The 19,761-nt window shown below is 42.8% G+C and carries 18 protein-coding genes, 1 other RNA gene and 1 riboswitch; of the genes, 3 read left to right on the forward strand and 16 right to left on the reverse strand.

The genetic code is table 11. The features are described from left to right. Positions 1 to 2: 2 nt before the first annotated feature. The 6 genes from HNR31_RS10995 to HNR31_RS11020 all read right to left on the reverse strand — a co-directional run bounded on the left by HNR31_RS10995 (position 3) and on the right by HNR31_RS11020 (position 8,170). Complete coding sequence (locus HNR31_RS10995) at positions 3 to 749, reverse strand: nucleotidyltransferase domain-containing protein (RefSeq protein ID WP_181556280.1); 747 nt, start codon at positions 747 to 749, stop codon at positions 3 to 5. Continuing rightward, complete coding sequence (locus tag HNR31_RS11000) at positions 746 to 4,432, reverse strand: dynamin family protein (RefSeq protein ID WP_181556281.1); 3,687 nt, start codon at positions 4,430 to 4,432, stop codon at positions 746 to 748. The genes HNR31_RS10995 and HNR31_RS11000 overlap by 4 nt, the downstream gene beginning before the upstream one ends. Positions 4,433 to 4,523: 91 nt before the next feature. Next, positions 4,524 to 5,084, reverse strand: a complete 561-nt coding sequence (locus HNR31_RS11005) for an isoprenylcysteine carboxyl methyltransferase family protein (protein ID WP_258561061.1) — start codon at positions 5,082 to 5,084, stop codon at positions 4,524 to 4,526. A 6-nt stretch (positions 5,085 to 5,090) separates the two neighbouring features. Further along, positions 5,091 to 6,164 carry a type III polyketide synthase gene (locus HNR31_RS11010; protein ID WP_181556282.1) on the reverse strand — a complete coding sequence of 358 codons (1,074 nt, stop codon included), beginning with the start codon at positions 6,162 to 6,164 and terminating at the stop codon, positions 5,091 to 5,093. 114 nt (positions 6,165 to 6,278) lie between these two features. Further along, positions 6,279 to 7,586 carry a nucleobase:cation symporter-2 family protein gene (locus HNR31_RS11015; RefSeq protein ID WP_181556283.1) on the reverse strand — a complete coding sequence of 436 codons (1,308 nt, stop codon included), beginning with the start codon at positions 7,584 to 7,586 and terminating at the stop codon, positions 6,279 to 6,281. Beyond that, a complete protein-coding gene (locus tag HNR31_RS11020) occupies positions 7,583 to 8,170 on the reverse strand; it encodes a xanthine phosphoribosyltransferase (protein WP_181556284.1) in 588 nt (195 codons plus the stop codon). Before HNR31_RS11020 ends, HNR31_RS11015 begins: the two co-directional genes overlap by 4 nt. A 148-nt stretch (positions 8,171 to 8,318) precedes the next feature. Continuing rightward, positions 8,319 to 8,420, reverse strand: a riboswitch (purine riboswitch). Between the two features lie 327 nt (positions 8,421 to 8,747). On the opposite strand from HNR31_RS11020, the gene HNR31_RS11025 reads away from it, so the two are divergent. The 3 genes from HNR31_RS11025 to HNR31_RS11035 are packed head-to-tail and all read left to right on the forward strand — an operon-like array spanning position 8,748 to position 11,045. Continuing rightward, on the forward strand, positions 8,748 to 8,903 hold the full coding sequence (locus HNR31_RS11025; RefSeq protein WP_181556285.1) for a cytochrome c oxidase subunit 2A: 156 nt from the start codon (positions 8,748 to 8,750) through the stop codon (positions 8,901 to 8,903). Positions 8,904 to 8,925: 22 nt separating this feature from the next. Next, on the forward strand, positions 8,926 to 9,402 hold the full coding sequence (locus tag HNR31_RS11030; RefSeq protein ID WP_181556286.1) for a cytochrome c oxidase subunit II: 477 nt from the start codon (positions 8,926 to 8,928) through the stop codon (positions 9,400 to 9,402). Beyond that, the gene (locus tag HNR31_RS11035; RefSeq protein WP_181556287.1) at positions 9,399 to 11,045 is read left to right on the forward strand and encodes a b(o/a)3-type cytochrome-c oxidase subunit 1; all 1,647 of its coding nucleotides are present in this window, start codon (positions 9,399 to 9,401) and stop codon (positions 11,043 to 11,045) included. Before HNR31_RS11030 ends, HNR31_RS11035 begins: the two co-directional genes overlap by 4 nt. A gap of 36 nt (positions 11,046 to 11,081) precedes the next feature. On the opposite strand, the gene HNR31_RS11040 is transcribed toward HNR31_RS11035, so the two are convergent. The 10 genes from HNR31_RS11040 to HNR31_RS11080 form a co-directional block, all read right to left on the reverse strand. Further along, entirely contained in the window at positions 11,082 to 12,590 is a 1,509-nt protein-coding gene (locus tag HNR31_RS11040) for a carboxypeptidase M32 (protein ID WP_181556288.1), read from the reverse strand. 92 nt (positions 12,591 to 12,682) lie between these two features. Then, positions 12,683 to 14,620 (reverse strand): ATP-dependent DNA helicase, encoded by a 1,938-nt coding sequence (locus tag HNR31_RS11045; RefSeq protein ID WP_181556289.1) that lies wholly within the window; start codon positions 14,618 to 14,620, stop codon positions 12,683 to 12,685. 157 nt (positions 14,621 to 14,777) lie between these two features. Beyond that, on the reverse strand, positions 14,778 to 14,948 hold the full coding sequence (locus tag HNR31_RS11050) for a hypothetical protein (protein ID WP_181556290.1): 171 nt from the start codon (positions 14,946 to 14,948) through the stop codon (positions 14,778 to 14,780). Positions 14,949 to 15,087: 139 nt separating this feature from the next. After that, a complete protein-coding gene (locus HNR31_RS11055) occupies positions 15,088 to 16,227 on the reverse strand; it encodes a THUMP domain-containing class I SAM-dependent RNA methyltransferase (RefSeq protein WP_181556354.1) in 1,140 nt (379 codons plus the stop codon). Between the two features lie 132 nt (positions 16,228 to 16,359). Beyond that, positions 16,360 to 16,757: RNase P RNA component class B (rnpB, locus tag HNR31_RS11060), an RNA gene on the reverse strand. Between the two features lie 77 nt (positions 16,758 to 16,834). Continuing rightward, positions 16,835 to 17,131, reverse strand: a complete 297-nt coding sequence (gene gpsB / locus HNR31_RS11065; RefSeq protein WP_181556291.1) for a cell division regulator GpsB — start codon at positions 17,129 to 17,131, stop codon at positions 16,835 to 16,837. A 46-nt stretch (positions 17,132 to 17,177) separates the two neighbouring features. Then, the gene (locus tag HNR31_RS11070) at positions 17,178 to 17,747 is read right to left on the reverse strand and encodes a DUF1273 domain-containing protein (protein WP_181556292.1); all 570 of its coding nucleotides are present in this window, start codon (positions 17,745 to 17,747) and stop codon (positions 17,178 to 17,180) included. 72 nt (positions 17,748 to 17,819) lie between these two features. Beyond that, positions 17,820 to 18,053: a CotD family spore coat protein gene (locus HNR31_RS11075; protein ID WP_181556293.1), complete on the reverse strand. Its 234-nt coding sequence runs from the start codon at positions 18,051 to 18,053 to the stop codon at positions 17,820 to 17,822. 143 nt (positions 18,054 to 18,196) lie between these two features. Continuing rightward, positions 18,197 to 18,271, reverse strand: coding sequence for a hypothetical protein (locus tag HNR31_RS18765; protein ID WP_228485713.1), 75 nt, complete (start codon positions 18,269 to 18,271; stop codon positions 18,197 to 18,199). Positions 18,272 to 18,427: 156 nt separating this feature from the next. Then, a complete protein-coding gene (locus tag HNR31_RS11080; RefSeq protein WP_374058307.1) occupies positions 18,428 to 19,690 on the reverse strand; it encodes a ribonuclease H-like domain-containing protein in 1,263 nt (420 codons plus the stop codon). Positions 19,691 to 19,761 lie beyond the last annotated feature (71 nt).

The following is a 19,761-nucleotide window of genomic DNA, read 5'->3' on the forward strand; positions in this document are numbered from 1 at the left end:
TTTTATACCCCTAATAACGCCCAGACGAACTCATCAAGCACACGAGCGTCGATCGTTTCGCCGGAAGGCAATGAGTCGATCATCGTTGGCTCGATGTTAATAAGCGGTAATAACCGATCGACAGAAAAAAAGCGGAGAGCAATTCGCTCGCCTTGTTTGGCTTTTTGTAACAAACAGACGAGTTCGCTCATTGTTTCATCCCCATCGCTTAAATGTAGAAGCGGAAGTGGGGGGAGTGTCCGATTTTGAACGATCCAACGGACGGCTAATGCTCCGCGCAATGCTTGCACATACGTTTTGATATACGCCCTACTCCCTTGTTCTTTTCTTGCCAATTCCTTACTATTTCTTTTTGCCAGTGAATGATAATGATGCGCTAATCGCCGCAACGAGTAGTACCGCTGTATCATCGCGTTCATTTTATTATAAAAGAAATCGTCTTTGTTATAAATAATAGGAGAGAGAAACCACTCGTAAAGCGACGGATTCGATTTTGTGAACAGTTTGAGTGCTTTAAATACATCCCAACTATGCAACTCGACAGGCGGAAGCGATTCGCTCCACGTTTCGCGTACGCTCGAAACGGACAAATACGAGCGTACGGGCTTTATCGTAATAAGCCGAACATCATAATCGCTTCCGGGAGCAGCGATTCCATAGGCTCGGCTTCCCGCTTCACAAGCGTACAAAATGCGCACGTTTTGTTCTTGCTGTAGCGTCGTAATCCGTTTGTGAATGTACTCGTTCATGCTCTCTCCCCTAACAAATGAGCCAGTTGATTTTCACACTCGCGCAACCGTTCCATATCGACCCGCTCGGTTAACGTCGTCATAAGACCGGCAAAGTAATCGTCGACTTGTTGTTCGATGAAAGCAGAGAGACGGGCAATAGCTTTCTCGTATTCCTCTTTATAAAACGCAAAGAGGCGTTGTTCATGTTCCGCGACATATTCGTTGATCGGCTGTTGCAATTGTTTTTCTATTTCTTCCTTCATCAATCGTTTTTCGTCCCGTTCAAAAAACGATTTCGCGTTTTTATAAAGCGATAAGGCTTTTTTAAACCGTGTGGCATCAATATGTTCCAAACCTATCGCAAATTCCATTGTCATAAACGGTTCTTGCTCCATTTTAGAAAGCGGGATGCCTTCATGAATGCGGTAAATGCTATTGGTAAGCTCAGCAAAGTGCTCTTCTACCTTAGAGATCAAAAAACGTTCAATCCGCAAACTTGTCGCTCGCATTTCCTGAGCTAAATCAAAGCCGACGGAATGAAGCAACTCTTGTAAACAATTTTGCAACGCCTGAGTTACATCGCGGCCATCATCGCGCAAAGAAGCTGGATTGAATGCCTCTTTAAACCAGTCGTTCAAACGAAATGAAATGCGCTGCTTCACATAATACACCAACTCAGAAATTTCTTGCTTTAAAGCTTGAAGATCATGATCAATGCTGAGCGAAGGTAACAGCTGTTGGATCATCGCTTGGGCGCTTGCTAACGTTTTGAGCTTTGCAGCTTTTTCCTCGTTGCTCTGTTCAGCTTCTTTGATATAGTCCCGAAGCGTCATTTTCGCGCGCTCCATTTCCGCGTACGCCCCTGCCACCGCCACTTCTGCTAATTCATCCATCATAAAACGGGTAAAATCTTCTTCAAACTGGCGAATCCCCGATTCAGTTAAAATACCGTATCCGCTTTCTGCTTTTGCCCCTGTTTTCTCATCGAGAGCGAAGCGGCTTGAGAGAGCATAAAGCCGCGGAGAGCGAATACCAAAACGCGCAAGCTGATCTTCAATGTATGCAAGAACCGTCTGTAATTCTTCATGAGAATGGGCTAAATCAGCCGCATTGACAACAAAGAACATTTTATCCATCGTAAACGTATCTTTCACACGACCAAGCTGGATAAGAAATTCACGGTCTGCTTTGGAAAAAGCATGATTATAATACGTTACGAATAAAACAGCGTCAGCGTTTTTGATATATTCAAAAGCGACTCCCGTATGGCGAGCGTTAATGGAGTCGGCCCCCGGTGTATCAACAATGGTGATTCCTTGCCGGGTGAGAGCACAGTCATAATGGAGCTCAATCCATTCGACAAAGCAAGCGGTCGCCTCATCCGCAACATATTGTTCAAACTGTTCTAGATCAATCTGTAAGGTGCGACCGAGCTGCTGTTCCATGCGAACATAGCCAGAAACAACAGATTGAATAAACGAATAATGAGGTTTTTCCCGAGCATCGACCTTTTCAATTTGCAATGCTTTTTCACTCAGCGCTAGCGCCTCTTCTAGCGTTTCGGCTTTCATGTGGAAATAGCGCAGCGAGGCTTGCAAATCTTTGAGCAATTGTTGTGATGTTTTTAGCTGCACGATCACGGTACCGTGTGGACACTCATGAGTCGGCGGAACGATTTTATTAATCGTTGCGGTTGTCGGATTCGGTGACGATGGCAGCACTCGCTCTCCCATTAGGGCATTTGCAAACGACGATTTCCCTGCGCTAAACGCTCCAAATAGCGCCACTGTAAACGTACGATGTTCTAATCGTTTTGCTTTTTCTGTTAACTCATGAACAAGACGATTCATCCCCGCTATTCCGTCGATAAAATGAGCCGCTTTCCGTAAATGTTCAATCGCCCGTTGTACTTTTTGTCCCGTTTGTTCATGGCGACCGATCGCTCGTTCATGTTTTGTTTCCGCTTTTTCGTTACGCGAAGGGACTTGAGGCTGTTTGTGATCATTCTCCTCAATTTTCACTGGTAACGTTTCCGATATAAGCGCAGCTATGCGCTCCTCATCGATTTCCGGAAATGATTCGTCTGTCTCTACAACGTGGAGCAGCTGCACATAAATCTGTTCTCGTTTTTGTTTGAGCGCATTCAACTGTTGAATAAGCTTATATTTCGCTGTTTCTTTTTCGATTTCGCTTAATAAGTGCTGACGTTGTTCATTTGTTTTCTCTTGCCATTTAGACAATAAAATAGCAAACAAGCGCATTGCTTCATCACGGTATCGCTTTTTCAACTCATTTGCTACATCATGGGTATAGTTCAACACATACTCCCCTGTTAGGCCTGCTCCTTTTTTAACGAGGTTACGCAATACTTCTTCCTTCCACGCTACTGTCCATTGTTGACATTCGCCTATGAGCCTTGCATCAGCAAGACCATGCTGCTTTAAAAAACGCACGAGCAGTTCGCGAAGGTGCCACTCCATTTGCGAAATCGCTTTTTCTTTCAGATTTTCGTAAAAAGCTCGCAATCGATTCGTCCGTTCTTGTTCTGTTTTTGATTTTGTGAAGAAAAGACCTACCTTAAAATCAGATTGAATAGATTCTAAGTATGCTTTGGCGAGTTCGCGCGTTTCAAACGGCATGATATAGGCATGCTCAAGGATATCATCTAGTTCTTTTCGAAATTGCGCTTCTGCTTCAGAACAAGCCTCTTCAAGCGCCTGCAGCTCATTTTTCATGTTGGCTAGGCGTTCACATACAACGTTCTCTTCTGTTTCATGGCTTTGGCTTTCAGCAAGGCGAACGTGAATTGCTTCTTCTGCTTCCGCATCGCGATGTTGCAACCATGCAAGGTGATCATCAATAAGCCGTTTCGCAGCAATCTCCACACCATACATGAACCGTTCTTCTTTTTCATGAAACAACGTTTGTAAACATTGTACGAGTTCATTGAATTCATTATACGGATGGTTCTGTTCCTTTAGAGAAGTAAAGAACATGCGTTCAACCGGCACTCCCCAATCACGAAACGCGTCATAAACGGTTTGCCGAAACTGCAAAAACGACAGTTCCTGATCGCGATGCTTATCAATCTGATTCACAATAAGATACAGCGTTTTTCCATAACTCGTTAGCTCTTTTATGAATTGAAAATTAAGTTCAGACTGAACATGATTATAATCCATCATATAAAACACGACATCGGCTAAATGAAGCGCGGATTCCGTTGCAAGTCGATGCGCATCATCAGTCGAATCAATTCCCGGTGTATCCATCATCACAATTCCTTTTGGAATGAGCGAGGTATATCGGCTAATTTCGATCGCTTCAATCGCATCTCCGTTTTTGCAATGTGCGCGAATTTGCTCATAGTCATACGGCGCTGCATATTCAACGGGCGGCTCATGTTTATAAAACACACGAACATACTCTCGTCCTGATTTCACTTTTACAAGGTTCGCGCTCGTCGGAATCGGACTTGATGGCAGGAGAGGCTCGCCGAGCAATGCATTGATGATGCTTGATTTTCCAGCAGAAAAATGGCCGCAAAAAGCGATGGCAAACTCTTCATTCGCCGCTTTTTGCAACAGCTGGCGCGCTTTTTTCACATTCGCTTCATCACCTCGGTTTGCAAATTCTTCATGAATATACGTTAATTTTTTTAACCATTGTCGCAATGATGATTGTTGCGTAACATGGACCATATCCAAAACCCCTTATGTTTGCATCGTATACAATCATTTTACTGTATTTACGCACATTTCCCAATACAAAAAATTGCAAAAATCCCGTCAATTATTTGACGGGACGAAATGGAAAGAAACGTGGACGATCACGAAATTTATGTTTGTAATTGGTCATCGCTGAAAGCGCTTGTTCTTCGGTAGAAATCCGAATCGATAATAAAAAGGCGTTCAACACCGAAAAGATGAGCGCCGTCCAATACGCTTCAAATAACAAGGGAATCAGAATCATTTCCAAGATGACAATGAGATAATTCGGATGACGTAACCAGCGATATGGTCCTTTAACGACGACATGAGCATTTGGCAGCACTAGAATTTTCGTATTCCAAAGTCGCCCTAACGACCAAAGTGTCCATATGCGTAACCCTTGAACAGCGGCAAAGAAACTAAAAAGAAACGGCCACCATGGCGAAAGCTGTCCCCCTTTTAATGTGGCTTCGATCCAAAACGAAACGAAAAACAATGCGTGCATGGCCACGATCCACGGATAGTGACGAGCACCAAATTCTTTTGCTCCCATCGCTTTCAATACACGCTCATTCCGCTTAGCGATCGCTAGCTCAACAAGCCGCTCACCAACAATAAAAAAGAAAAAGGCATAAAAGACCAATCAGCCTCACTCCCATCGCAATAAAATGAGCTCAGCGCTAAATCCTGGTCCGAGCGCGACCATAAGCCCGTATTCGCCGCGCTGAATTGACGCTTTCATAAACTGTTCAAGCACAACATATACCGTGGCTGACGAAATATTTCCGAACATTCGTAAAACTTGAAATGATGCCTTTGTTTTTTGCTCATCAATTCCAAATGCATCTTGATAAGCAGCAATCACTTTTTTTCCACCCGGATGAGCAATAAAGTGAGCGATGTCGCTCATCGCTAGGTTGTATTGCTGTAAAAACGATTCTACGTTCGGTTTGAGCCATGAGCAAATTAGCGACGGAATGTCTTTCGAAAAAACGACGAACAATCCGTCATCGCGGATGTCCCATCCCATCACATCTTCTGAGTCGGGCATCAGCACTGATTGCGTCGCTACAATGCGCGGTCGAATGCACTCGTCCAATGCGGCATCTCCGGCAACACAAAGACACGCTACTCCGTCAGCAAACAGCGACGTGCCAATCAAATTGCTTTTCGAATCGTCATGGGGCTGAAACGTTAAACTGCAAAACTCTGCTGCGATCACAAGCACTTTGGCATTTGGAAAGGCGAGACAATACTCATACGCACGCGCTAATCCAGCCGCTCCCCCTGCACACCCTAATCCCCAAATCGGGATTCGCTTTGTATGCGGTGAAAAAGGGAGCATATTCATAATTCGTGCTTCAATGCTGGGAGTTGCCAACCCGGTTGTCGATATGTAAAAGATCGCTTCAATTTCATCGTAAGAAATAGGTCTCACTAAAAGCGTTGTATTTTGCAAACAGCGTTGTATCGCTTCACAACTGTAGTGAACGGCGCTTTTTATATATAAATCATTTTTTTCGGAAAACCGATGTTTTTCTTGATACCACTCAAGCGGTTGAACGAAATATCGCGATTCAATTTCACCGTTTTCAAAGATGTTGAGCAATCGATCAATATGTGGAAATGAGTGCTCAAATAGTTGTTTCGTATATCCGCGAACGTCTTCCTGCTTCACTTTGTAAGGCAATGACGCTGTTCCAACAGAAACAATAGCTGGCATAATAACACCTCAATTCTTTCCAATCACTGCTTACAGCTAATATTCCCTTTATCATCACAGTTATGCAAATACTTCCATTAGTTCATGATACAAAGAAAACGGATATATAGATCATTATGAAACCTGTTGTTCATGAAGCGATGGAACAGATTGCACTCTTTTTTTCGCCGGTAACACGTTAAAGACAATGTTAAGGAGGATCGCGGTGACACTGCCTGCAACAATGCCGTTATCTGTTAAAATTCTTATGCTTGACGGTAACTCCGCAAATAAATTAGGAACAGCTGTCACCCCAAGCCCCATGCCGACCGAACAAGCAATGATAAATAAGTTTTCCTGAGATGTAAATTCGACGCAGCTTAACATTTTTATTCCGTATGCGATGACCATCCCGAACATTGCTACCATCGCTCCGCCTAGTACCGGAGCCGGGATGATCGTTGTCATCGCCGCGATTTTCGGAATCAATCCAAGCACGACGAGCATGGCTCCGGCAACATAAATCACTTGGCGCGTCTTTACTCCGGATAGCTGAAGAAGGCCGACGTTTTGCGAATACGTCGTGTATGGAAATGCATTGAATAATCCGCCCAAGATAATCGCTAATCCTTCCGCACGGTAACCGTTCGCTAAATCCTTGTCCGTCAACGGACGTTTACAAATATCGCTCAAGGCAAAATAAACACCTGTTGACTCGACGAGACTGACTGTTGCGACTAAAATCATCGTTAATATGGCGGTTATATTAAACATCGGCATGCCAAAATAAAATAATCGAGGCATATGGAACCACGAAGCTTCACTTACGGCGCTTAGATCCACTTTTCCCATCCACGCTGCTACAATCGTCCCCGCCACCATGCCGAGTAAAATTGCAATCGAACGAATAAATCCAGTAAAAAAGCGGTATAAAAAGATAATAAATAACAACACACCGAACGAAAGAGCAATATTGCTGATATCTCCAAAATCTTTTGCCCCTTGTCCTCCTGCCATATTATTCATCGCCGCAGGAATGAGAGTAAGCCCAATCACGGTCACGACAGAACCGGTCACAATCGGCGGGAAAAACGTACGCAGCTTACTAAAATATTTGGCGACGATAACAACAAATACTCCTGCAGCGATAATCGCTCCGTATACAGCGGACATCCCATAGTGTTGACCAATGGCAATAATCGGACCTACAGCGGTAAACGTACAACCCAGCACAATCGGAAGACCAATGCCAAAAAACTGATTTTTCCACACTTGAAGCAATGTCGCGATTCCGCACATGAACAAATCAATTGCCACAAGATATGTAAGTTGTTCTGTCGACAGTTTTAGTGCGCTGCCGACGATAAGAGGAACAATAATCGCTCCCGCGTACATGGCAAGGACATGCTGAAGTCCTAAAGAGAATAGCTTCATCGGGTTCATGGGCACACCACCTCTTCTGCAAATTGCACCTTTCCACCTTGCAGGGAAGCAATGCGCGCAAGTGATACAACGCGAAAACCGCGATTCCGTAATAATGTTCCCCCGTCTTGGAACGCTTTTTCAATAACAATCCCAATGCCAGCCACTTTTGCATTCGCTTGTTTTACTATTTCTGTTAACCCTAAAGCCGCTTGGCCATTAGCTAAAAAATCATCAATGATAACGACGTGGTCATCTTCATGAAGCAATGATCGCGAAACAGAAATTTCTATTTCTTCCTGTTTCGTAAACGAATAAACCTTCGCTGTATATAAGTCGTTTTGTAGCGTTAATGACTTCCGTTTTCGGGCAATCAAAAGAGGCACCCTTAACGCATACGCTGTCATCAGCGCTGGACTAATACCCGATGATTCAAGCGTCAAGACTTTCGTAACACTCTCGTTCTGAAACGTTTTTGCAAATGTTTCCCCAATCCGCTTCATCAGCACCGGATCAACTTGATGATTTAAAAAGCGATCCACTTTGAGAACGTGCTCGGAAAGAACTTCCCCTTCTTCTACAATTTTTTCAATCAGTTCACGCATGTTGTTCCTCCTTTAAAAATAAAAAAGCTTAAAAAACACCGACCTCACTCATGCATGAGTCAGGCAATGTCTTTTAAGCCGTAAACGGGCAATGATTGACGCCACTTCACTGAGACACTGGGGCCATAAACGTCAACCTCACCCAACCGTTTCTGACATTGCCACTCATAGTCGGTCGATTTACGGTCGACCGGTAGAGACTTGCAGGCCATATTCCTGCAATTATATGAGTGAGTCAGCTATATAAAGTTACTAGCAGTATAGCATGGTTTTCTGAATTTGGAAAGAGTTTTTTCAAAAAACACGAACAATTATATAAAAAAACACATCATAGTTCGTTTTCTATCTCCTCATCATCATTCCTTTCCTAAGACAGACGTTCACAATATTTTCACAAGTTTTTGCGGCTTCATGCGGCGAAAATCACTGTCGTATCAATTTTTTACTGTTATGATAGTGACAAAGTAAGGAATGAACAATTTGTGAAATGGTAAAACGCTCCTACCATTTTCTAACTAGTTTTGTATGATAAAAGTGTAGAAAGTTCTGGGGGATTCAGAAAGGAGGGTATGGGAGGATGGCAAAAACAGAGCTACACCACTCAAAGACAAACGTCAGAGTATCAGAAGAACAAACATCATTAAAAGGAACACTCACCTCTGTTTTTTTACTCGGTTTTTTCCTTATTTTCACATGGGTTAGCGTCTATTTCTTGTTTTTACATCGTCTATAAATGAAAGGAGAGAAAAGGCGATATGCATATGCATAAATATGAAAAAGTTTGGCTCGTGTTCGGAATTGGCTGCTTATTTGTGTTTCTAACAATTGTTGGAGTAAGCGCATTCGCCGAAGGCAACCAGCCTCCAAGCTGTTTAACAACGATCGACCCTGAGAAAGTAGATCAAACTCCGCCATTTAACAAGCCGGGGTTAGTAAAAACAGGGGATAATGAATACCAGCTTAACATTGTTGCTTCCGCATTTGCTTATACACCGAACCAAGTGGAAATCCCAAAAGGAGCAAAAGTTACGATCAATGTCACATCAAAAGACGTCATCCACGGCTTTGAAGTCGTAGGAACAAATATTAATATGATGGTTGAGCCCGGATATGTGAATTCATTCACAAAAACCTTTGATAAAACCGGGGAATATACCATTTTATGCAACGAATATTGCGGTGCCGGCCACCATATGATGACGGCAAGAATTAAGGTGGTGGATAAACAATGAATGAAACATTGAAAGTGGATCGTCGCGATGCGAGATTAGCATTAGCACATATTTACGTCGCATTTATCGCATTAGGATTAGGGGGATTAGCCGGTTTATTACAAACGTTAGTGCGTTCTGGAAAGTTTACGCTTCCAGCCAACATTAGCTACTATACGATTTTAACAACACATGGTGTATTGCTTGGGCTTGTATTAACAACATTCTTTATTATCGGCTTCCAATTTGCCGCGATAAGCCGAACAGCCGGTACGTTTTCCGATCGCGTCCGTTTTTGGGGTTGGATCGGCTTTTGGACAATGACGTTTGGTACGGCAATGACCGCTTTCTTCATTTTAACAGGTCAAGCTTCTGTTCTTTACACATTTTATGCACCCTTACAAGCACATCCTGGCTTTTATCTTGGTTTAACACTTGTCGTTGTCGGAAGCTGGATGAGCGGCTTTGCGATGTTCGCGCATTATATGAAATGGAAAAAAGAACATCCAGGCCAAGTAAGCCCTCTTCTCACCTTTATGGCTGTTGTGAACATGGTTTTATGGCTAGTCTGCACATTAGGCGTTGCGGCAACTGTTCTTATTCAATTATTACCTTGGTCTTTAGGTCTTGTCGATCGAATTAACATATTAGTCAGCCGGACATTGTTCTGGTATTTTGGACATCCGCTTGTCTATTTCTGGTTACTACCGGCTTATATGATATGGTATGTGGTCATTCCAAAAGTCATAGGTGGAAAAATTTTCTCTGACTCACTAGCTCGTTTAGCGTTCATTTTATTCTTGATTTTCTCAATTCCAGTCGGATTCCACCATCAATTATTGGAGCCAGGAATTGAGCCTTTTTGGAAATATGTACAGGTTGTTTTAACGTTTATGGTCGTAATTCCATCTTTAATGACCGCTTTCTCGATGTTTGCGACTTTTGAAATGTACGGTCGTTCAAAAGGTACTACAGGACTTTTCGGATGGTTGCGTAAACTTCCTTGGGGAGATGCGCGTTTCTTCGCACCGTTTGTAGGAATGGTATTCTTTATTCCTGCCGGTGCCGGCGGAATTATCAATGCTTCTCACCAGTTAGACCAAGTCGTGCATAATACGGTTTGGGTTACTGGGCATTTCCACTTAACAATAGCAACAACGGTCGTTCTCACCTTCTTCGGTGCAGCATATTGGCTCATTCCGCATTTAAGCGGACGAGTGATGACAAAAGCAATGAATCGATTAGCAATCATCCAAACGGTAGTATGGGCTGTTGGGATGTGCTTTATGTCCGGTTCGATGCACTTTGCTGGTCTGCTTGGCGCGCCGCGTCGTTCCGCTTTTTCCACATACGGAAACTCGCCACAAGCGCTTGAATGGATTCCATATCAGATTGCACAAGCAGTCGGTGGAACAATTTTATTCATCGGTATTATCTTAGTACTTGTCATTGTAACCAACTTGGCATTCTTTGCACCAAAAGGAGAAACAGAGTTCCCTGTTGGCGAAGCCGCTGAAAGCACAGAACGTACACCGCTTGTGTTAGAAAACTGGAAGCTTTGGATCGGTATTACTGTCGTACTTATTTTAATTGCTTACACCATTCCGTTTATCGATATGATTCAAAACGCTCCTCCGGGTTCAAAAGGTTATAAGCTATGGTAGAAGTGAATCCCCTCCCGAACAAGGAGGGGATTTCGTTTATAACCGATAAATCGCTTTATATTTTTCTTCTAAGTATTGAATAAGATAGTCGGCATTCAATCCTTCACCGGTCGCTTCTTGCAAAATATCAAGCGGCTTTTTTGTTTTGCCAAAGCGATGAACGTTGGCCGTTAGCCATTCGCGAATCGGGAGCAACTCCCCTCTTTCTAGTAACTCATCAAAATGAGGAAGGTCTTTAATCATCGCGTTTTTTAATTGCGCGGCATACATATAGCCAAGAGCATAGGAAGGAAAATAACCGAAGCTTCCTCCCGACCAATGCACATCCTGCAAGACGCCAACCGCATCATTGTCGGGACGAATGCCGAGATATTCTTCATACTTATCATTCCAAATATCTGGCAAGTCTTTCACTTCAATCGTTCCATTGAATAGCCCTTTTTCAATTTCGTAACGAATCATAATATGTAACGGATATGTTAATTCGTCGGCTTCAATGCGAATGAGCGACGGTTTCGCTTCATTAATCGCGCGATAAAACTCATCGAGCGGTACGTTCGCAAATTGTTCTGGCGCATATTGCTGTAAAAGCGGATAATTTCGTTTCCAATATGAATAATGGCGGCCGATGAAGTTTTCATAAAATAATGACTGTGACTCGTGAATGCCCATTGATGTTCCTGTACATAACGGGGTACCGATGAGCTCTTTAGAAATATGTTGCTCATACAAAGCATGACCGCACTCATGAATCGTTCCAAACAGCGCTGTGCGGAAATCGCGCTCATCGTATCTAGTCGTAATGCGAACATCGTTTGGATTAAGCCCAATCGCAAACGGATGGACGGTTTCATCTAAGCGGCCCGCCGCAAAATCATAACCGAGTTCGCGCAACAATTTCAGGCTAAACGCCCGCTGCTTCTCTTTCGGAAACGGGTGAAATAAAAACGACGTTTCCGGTTTGTGCGGTGAAGCAACTACCGCTTTCACAAGCGGGACAATGCGCTCCCGTAATTTCGCAAATACCTCATCTAACACATCAACGGTGATTCCAGGTTCATATAAATCTAACAGCGTATTGTACGGATTTCCATTGTATCCCCAATATTCAACAAATTTTTTATTAAACTCCACTAGTTTCTCTAAATACGGGCGAAACATCGCAAAATCGGACGCCGCTTTCGCCTCTTCCCACACGCTCTCCGCTTTCGATTGTAACACGACATACTCTTTATATTCGTCCGCCGGAATTTTTTTATTTCGTTCATATTCTTTTTTGCATTCCGCAAGCGTATAGCGAGCAACTTCAGATAGTTGTTCTTGCACATCTCTTGGCGAAAGTTTCGCAATATATGCTGCCATCTCTTCAGATGTCGACATTTTAAACACTTCGTGGGAAAGAACACCGATTACTTCGGAGCGTTGCTCAATTCCTTTTTTCGGCGCTCCTGTTCGCATATCCCAATACATCAATTGAATGGCTTCATTGTAACTCATCATTTTTTTCACATAATGTAAAAATTGCTGCTCTATATTTTTGATCATGACTCATCCCCCTATCGCTTCGTTCGCCACATATATAATTCCATTGAAAACACCAATCTCCTCTTTTTTTATGACAAAAAGAGGGAAGAATATTATTCTTCCCTAACATCCGTCGGCAACACATCTTTTACCGCTTCAATGACTTTTTCATGTTCATCATTTGTGATAAAAATCGAAACGATTCCACGGTCTTCATGGGTGCGGATGAGGCGGCCCACCCCTTGGCGTAACCGCAATAACATATACGGAACGTCAACATCCCAAAACGGGTTGTCATACGCTTTTCGTTTCGCCTGAAACACTGGATCATTCGGCGGATATGGAAGCGACCAAATGATGACGTTCGATAGCGACGGTCCTGGGATATCGAGTCCTTCCCATAAATGCTCAGCACATAAAATCGTTTCTTCTTCAGCTTGGAACGTAGCCACGAGTTCACTAATTTCGCGGTCTCCTTCAAACAAAAAGGAAAATTCGCTCTCTTGAGAAGCGACTGCCTTGAATTGTTGTAATTCTTGTCTCGATGGGAACAAAATAAGCGCTCGACCTTGTGTTTCGCGTATTTTTTGTAAAGCGTAGTTATATTTTTGCGAAAATAGCGTTTCGTCATTTGAAAACGTCGGCATATAAATCGTCATTTGCTCGTCATAATCAAACGGTGAATCGACGCTAAACGATAAATACTCATCGATCCCTAAGCTTTCGGCAATGTATGTAAATGATTTGCGATTCGATAATGTCGCTGATGAGAAAATAAACGGCATTCGCTTGCTGAACACTTTTTCGCGCAATACTTCTTGTACAGTACGCGGCATAATGACAAGCGTCTTTCCTTCGTCAGACGCTTCTAACCACGTAATCGCTTCACGGTTATGAATGAAAAGATGCAATGAATGTTCGATTTGATCTAAATATTCATCGACAATATTTAGCTGGTAATGATCGATCGTATACGTCTCACTTTCAAACACAAGCTCGTTACCAATCTCGCCGATTTTTCCGTGCAGCTGTTTCGCAAGGCGAACAAGTTCCGGAGAAAATGTAATTTCTTGCCGGTTTGACCCGGCAACCTCGGTAGAACATGCTAAAAGCTCAGCAAAAAAGCGGTCGCTGATTTGTAACGTGTCTTCAATTAAATAAGCAAGCTCTTCTCGGATATCGTTTTCTAATAAGCGCGTTAATAACGTCTCTAACGTCGCTTCTTTCATGCGATACGTCAATGCTTTTTGCGCAGCAAACTCTAATAAATGCCCTTCGTCAAACACGACACAGCTCGCTTCCGGCAAGAGTGGAAGTTGTCCTTCCCGTTTGCGCGCTTCATAGGTCCAGACGTGTTCCATGTAAAAATCATGCGAACAAACAATTAAGTCAGCTGCTTTTCGGTAATGTTCACGCGACAACGTTTGTCCGCAGCGATGTCTCTTTTCACATGTAAAGCAATCTTGAAACGGATCCCACGCGATTTTTTTCCATTGTTCATCGCTTAAATGGGCATATTCCTTTCGATCGCCGTAATGGTGGAACGCCTGCAACGTTTTGTTATCATGAACAAAGGCAGGAAGCTCATCAAAAATCTGTTCATAAAGCTCAATGTCGTCATCGTGAAGCAAGGCTTCATCGAGCTTATTTAAACATAAGTATTGGTCTGGTGATTTGGCTAAACGCACATCGATATGTAAATTCAAAATTCGCGATAGTTTTGCAATATCTCCTTCTTTTTTCACTAACTGTTCAATGAGGGTTTCATCGGCACAGGCAATAATCGCCGGTTTTCCCGTATAACGCGCATAACAAATGGCATATAGCAAATACACAATTGTTTTTCCAGTCCCTACCCCTGCTTCAGCAAACATAACCTTTTTCTCTTTAAAAGCACGCTCTAACTGAAACGCCATATATACTTGCTCGTCCCGCAATTCGAATCCTGCTTCCGGTAAAATGTCGTAAAAGACATCACCGATCCATTCGTTTAATTTATCAAAAAAGTTCTCGTTTTTCTCTAACGTAAAAGGATAGCGCTCACGGCTCATCGTCTGAAAAACCTCCAAAATAATAAGAGTCACAAATTATTATTATCATCGATATTTTCTCAGAAGTCAATAAAAAGGAACGAACCGCTTGACTCGGTACTTAAAAACATAGAAGGTTTTTCAAACAACGAACCGTCACGTTAATCATGTCGAGCGGTTATACCCTAAATGTACTTGACAATACATATGTAAATGCCTGTTTCCATACATCTTTAGCAATTTTAATTTGTTTTAACCTTTCCGTTTCGACATCATGCTGCTCTAAGAGAGTATAGGTGTTGTCGAGCGCTTGGGAGATCTTTAATAAATCAACAGACGGTTGCCTCATCGTAAACCACCTCTCCAGAAAAATAACATCTTTACAATATTTGTATTCTATGCGAAGAAATGAGAGATCATTCTTGTATTTTTCGATTCAACAAAAAAACCACACTTCCTTGCAGGCAAGTGTGGTCCATTTTTATGAATCAATAATCATGTTTTGGAGGCCGCGGTCCCCAGTATTGATAGTAATGTGTTTCAATAAAACCGTTAAACAGTTTGCGACGTTTCGTTGCTGTTTTGCCGTAATGCTTCTCGAACTCTTTATGAGACGTTAAAATGTAAATCGACCATGTATCCAATTTCGCGAACGTCTTTCCCATGTCTTTATACATTTGTTCCACTTCTTTCCGTTCTCCTAGACGCTCGCCATACGGCGGATTGCCGACAATAACACCATATTGTTTTTTTGAGGTAAAATCTTTCACCTGCATTTGCTTAAACGTAATGAGATCGCTTAATCCTGCCTCAAGCGCATTTTCTTTGGCGACATCTACCATACGGTGGTCGATATCAAAACCGTAAATGTCGAGAGACTGGTCGTAATTTGCTAAATCTTCCACTTCCTCTCGCGCTTGTTCCCACGTTCGCTTGCCGATCCACTCCCACTGTTCGGAAGCAAACTCGCGATTAAACCCTGGGGCGATGTTTTGACCGATGAGTGCTGCTTCGATCGGAATCGTTCCAGAGCCGCAAAACGGATCGACAAATGGACGATCCGGCGTCCAATTCGTTAATTGAATAAGAGCAGCAGCCAACGTCTCTTTTAATGGAGCTTCCCCTTGAGCAACGCGGTAGCCTCGCTTATGCAAGCCGGCGCCGCTTGTGTCGATCGTAAGTGTCGCAATATCTTTATGCAACGCCACTTCAACGCGATAGAGCGGACCGTTTTCTTCAAACCATGATACCCGATACTGCTGCTTTAAGCTTTCTACAATCGCTTTTTTGACGATGGCTTGACAATCCGAAACGCTAAATAATTGCGATTTCACGGATTTTCCGATGACCGGAAACTCGGCATTGACCGGAATATAATCCGCCCAAGGAAGCGCTTTAGTCTGTTCAAACAACTCGTCAAACGATGTTGCCTTAAATTCTCCGACCTTGAGCTTGATGCGGTCGGCGGTACGAAGCCACAAATTAGCGCGACAAATCGCTAACTCATCGGCTTCAAACGTCACTTTTCCGTTCTCCACCTGACATTCGTAACCGAGGCGGCGTACTTCGTCGGCTACAATCGACTCGATTCCCATTGCTGCTGTCGCGATCAATGTTATATTTCCCATATTCGTCACCTAATCCTTCATGTTGTCTATATGTAGTATAAACATGTTTCCCCGTTGATGTAATAAAAATGCGAAAAGCTCTCCCTCTATGCAGGAGAGCTTTTCATCATACTATATCGGCCGTTAATAATGTTCTGTAAGCCATGTTTTGTACCTTCGTACTGCAAGCGGCTTATCACCTCGTACTCCGGCGGTAATCATCTATCTACAGATGAAAACTTCATCTGTCCTTCCCTCCGTTCATTTCCTTCGGGAAGGTGCCCCTACCATCATTTGGGTTTCTCGCTCGTGGGGTTTACCGCGTTCCACCTCTAAGGTTTCCCTTAGAGCTCCGTCACTGTGGCACTTTCAGGGTAATCGAACCATATCCTGTTAAGGACGTAGGTTCTTTCCCCGCCGTCAGCCCAGCCTTGCGCCAGACTGCCCTAGCTTATTGTTTCGCTAGGCACGAACACTACGGGCATCTCAGCACCGTGCGAGCATGGACTTTCCTCTACGACAAACAATTGTCGCAGCGATTACCCGAACATTATTAACGCCGTCTGCATATTGTAGTATAGTCGATTTTTCCGTTCAGTTCAATGGGAAATTTTCCGACTATGTACCGTCAATCATAAAGTTTGTTGCCAAACACATGCTTTTCTAAATTGGACAACCGCTGTAAAATATCAAAATTCGTTGTCCCCGCTTGTGTCGATGGGCGCTTTTGTAGCTCTTCGATTTGGCGTTTTAAGCGCATATTTTCTTGCTGCAGTTCCTCGATTTCCTGCTGAAACGTTTCATAGTCTTTAATAATGATATCTAAAAATTGATCAACCTCGTCTTGATTGTACCCCCTCATGCTCACTTTAAACTCTTTTTCTAAAATGTCTTTCGCTGTTAACTTAATGCGACCCGCTAACATAGTTCTTCACCCCAATTCCAGTTCCGCTATCTTTTTCTTTATTTTTTCAGAAATCAAAACGATTGTCAATTTGCGACTCATCTGCTTGCGCTTCTTCTATGATAGCTTGCAAATCCGCAAAAGTAATGGGAAAAATGACGTATTTTTCTTTTTTCTTTGCAACTTCTAGCATATATCTCGGCGTTCCTTCTTTTTCCTCGTCATAGACGATGAGTAACCCATCGCTTTTTCGCACCATCCATTCATTTTTCATCCGAAACTGAGCAGGACTTTCGTACGGTCGCTTTGTAATACTGTCAACAAAATCAGCTTGCGAAACAATCCATTCATAATATTCTCGATTTGTTTCGCTCCATCGTTCTTCTTGATTTAGAAATGGCGTAAGTACAGCCAATTGTAAATGCGAATATGTCGCTTGTAAGTCATACACGACCTCTGCTGTCCAAAGCTCAACGCCCAATTGTCCGCTGATTACCACCCACTCCAAACCTTCGTCGATAAGTGAAAGAAGACGCTTTTCGACCGCTTTTTTTATGTAAAAAACGGCAGGATGATCATTTGTAAAAATACCTAATTCATATGGTTTATAACCTGTCACGGCAAGCACTTTAACCAAAGGTGTCTCTCCTTTTATTTATAACATATAGTAAAACAGGAACTGATGATTCAGTTCCTGTTTTATCGCGGTTTAGTAGCCCCATGGAAACGGAGCAGGGACACCGCAATGGAAATGTTGGTTCGCTACCTCATTCACAACCGATTCGGTGTGCGGGAAATAATGTTGATGTTGAAAAATATGATGGTTCACATGGGTTGTGTGAGATGGATGAATATGTGGCACAACCGTTGCATCGAAATAATGTTGTTCACAACATTTTGGTGGATGAACAATCGGTGCCACAACATGTGGTCTGCAATGCATATCGATTTCTCCTTTCTTTATCATAAGCTGTTCTTTACAATACTAGCCTATGATGAAAGGAGCGGACTCGTACTAGTATAGATACCCATTTTTCCCATAGATGTCTATGAATGGGCATCCCAAGTGCCAAATACAAGCTTCCTTCACGTTAAATTTGTAAATACAACCGCAGTTAGGCAAACGACAACAAAAAACAAGTAGAAAATTTTCTTATACATGCTCCTCATCGTTCTTCTCTCCGTCCATTGCTTTCGTTTTCACGTTCTATTCCCAAAACATAATTGTACATATTTTTTGTTTTTTCTACAAGTTTCATCTATAAAAACAAAATTTTCTCTATTTTCTGTCGTATTTTGCGCTTTCCGAGGAAATAGTTATGTTTTCATTTTCCGTTTGAGCCTATTGATTCGCTTGATCAACTCGTATTCCTGCTCCTCATCTTTTTGTTTATAAGTGCGAACGAGCGATTTCCATATCTCATAAGACTGGATGGCATAGTTGTACGCTTCTTCTATCTTGCGGAAATAATGTTCATACGCTTTCGCTAATTCGGTTGCTGCCTTCATTTTCAGCGAGTCGTTGCTATGTTGGAATAAATCCTTCCAGATTTCCACCGCCTCTTCGTATCTTTTTTCCTTTTTGTAAAGAAGCGATAAATTCCATTTCGCTTTTATGGATTCTTGCATATCACTTTCGGCGACGTGTTCGTACACTTCCTTCGCCGCATTTATTTCACCTAAAGCAGCAAACCAGCGAGCTGTCTCGAATTGTTCAAGCGTGCCCCCCATCTCGTTCGCTTCTAAAATTTGTTTAGAAAGATGAATATAGAGGGTTATTAACGACAATATATCCATCTCATTATGTTGGAGCACTCCGAAAATTCGCTCTGGATGTGGTGTGGAGAGAAAATCAAAATACATCATCGGCGCTAAAAAGCCCGGAATATCATGTTCGCGCTCAATCCCAAGAATTTCTTTTTCCACATTCGCTAATCGAACCGATTCAAGCTTCTGTTTCCACATTCTTCGTGCCGCATGGTATAAGTCAAAATGGCCAAATGCCGGCAATTTCGGTACCGTGTCACGAATGAGCGTATGGCGCGTTTTCAGTTTCGGCCAATCGAACGCTTTTCCATTATACGTGACCAATGTCGTATAATCGACTTCCGATAAAAAACTTTGATAGAGAGCGATCTCCGCCCCCGGATTTGGCAAAAAATGCTGACGAACAACTACACGATCGGAATAAACGCGGGCATGGCCAAGCAAAAAAATGACATGCCCTGTCCCGCTTCCAAGTCCGGTCGTTTCTGTATCAAAGAAAAATAAGTCACTGACTTCGTGCCCTTTGCTTGAAAGCGGGTGAGTAAAGGGAGCCTGCTGCCACATACTACAAACATCATGTAATTCACCGAGATGATATTGACCATGTCGGTAGTCTAGCGGATAGACGACTTCGCGAATAAGACAATATTCACCATCAAAAAAGAACGGCTTAACGCCAAAATCGAGCCAACGCTCAAAATATGGAATGGTCTCATCTCCCGTTTTTGCGGGAGATGACACTTGTGTTTCATCTTGATGAGTCGGCTCATTTCTAGCTATATGCCCTTTCAATCTTGCTAACTTATGTTTAATCGACATCATCTAACCCTCTCATTGCTTAATTTAAAGCAGTCAACAAATGTAACACATCTGTTTATGGATGA

This window comes from Thermaerobacillus caldiproteolyticus (genome assembly GCF_013761245.1).
In the GTDB taxonomy this organism is placed as follows: Bacteria; Bacillota; Bacilli; order Bacillales; family Anoxybacillaceae; genus Thermaerobacillus; species Thermaerobacillus caldiproteolyticus.

Bases quoted from the DNA above. Each gene is read 5' to 3' on its own strand.
- HNR31_RS10995 (WP_181556280.1), bottom strand. From the start codon at position 749: ATGAACGAGTACATTCACAAACGGATTACGACGCTACAGCAAGAACAA.
- HNR31_RS11000 (WP_181556281.1), bottom strand. From the start codon at position 4,432: ATGGTCCATGTTACGCAACAATCATCATTGCGACAATGGTTAAAAAAA.
- HNR31_RS11010 (WP_181556282.1), bottom strand. From the start codon at position 6,164: ATGCCAGCTATTGTTTCTGTTGGAACAGCGTCATTGCCTTACAAAGTG.
- HNR31_RS11015 (WP_181556283.1), bottom strand. From the start codon at position 7,586: ATGAACCCGATGAAGCTATTCTCTTTAGGACTTCAGCATGTCCTTGCC.
- HNR31_RS11020 (WP_181556284.1), bottom strand. From the start codon at position 8,170: ATGCGTGAACTGATTGAAAAAATTGTAGAAGAAGGGGAAGTTCTTTCC.
- HNR31_RS11025 (WP_181556285.1), top strand. From the start codon at position 8,748: ATGGCAAAAACAGAGCTACACCACTCAAAGACAAACGTCAGAGTATCA.
- HNR31_RS11030 (WP_181556286.1), top strand. From the start codon at position 8,926: ATGCATATGCATAAATATGAAAAAGTTTGGCTCGTGTTCGGAATTGGC.
- HNR31_RS11035 (WP_181556287.1), top strand. From the start codon at position 9,399: ATGAATGAAACATTGAAAGTGGATCGTCGCGATGCGAGATTAGCATTA.
- HNR31_RS11040 (WP_181556288.1), bottom strand. From the start codon at position 12,590: ATGATCAAAAATATAGAGCAGCAATTTTTACATTATGTGAAAAAAATG.
- HNR31_RS11045 (WP_181556289.1), bottom strand. From the start codon at position 14,620: ATGAGCCGTGAGCGCTATCCTTTTACGTTAGAGAAAAACGAGAACTTT.
- HNR31_RS11050 (WP_181556290.1), bottom strand. From the start codon at position 14,948: ATGAGGCAACCGTCTGTTGATTTATTAAAGATCTCCCAAGCGCTCGAC.
- HNR31_RS11055 (WP_181556354.1), bottom strand. From the start codon at position 16,227: ATGGGAAATATAACATTGATCGCGACAGCAGCAATGGGAATCGAGTCG.
- gpsB (WP_181556291.1), bottom strand. From the start codon at position 17,131: ATGTTAGCGGGTCGCATTAAGTTAACAGCGAAAGACATTTTAGAAAAA.
- HNR31_RS11075 (WP_181556293.1), bottom strand. From the start codon at position 18,053: ATGCATTGCAGACCACATGTTGTGGCACCGATTGTTCATCCACCAAAA.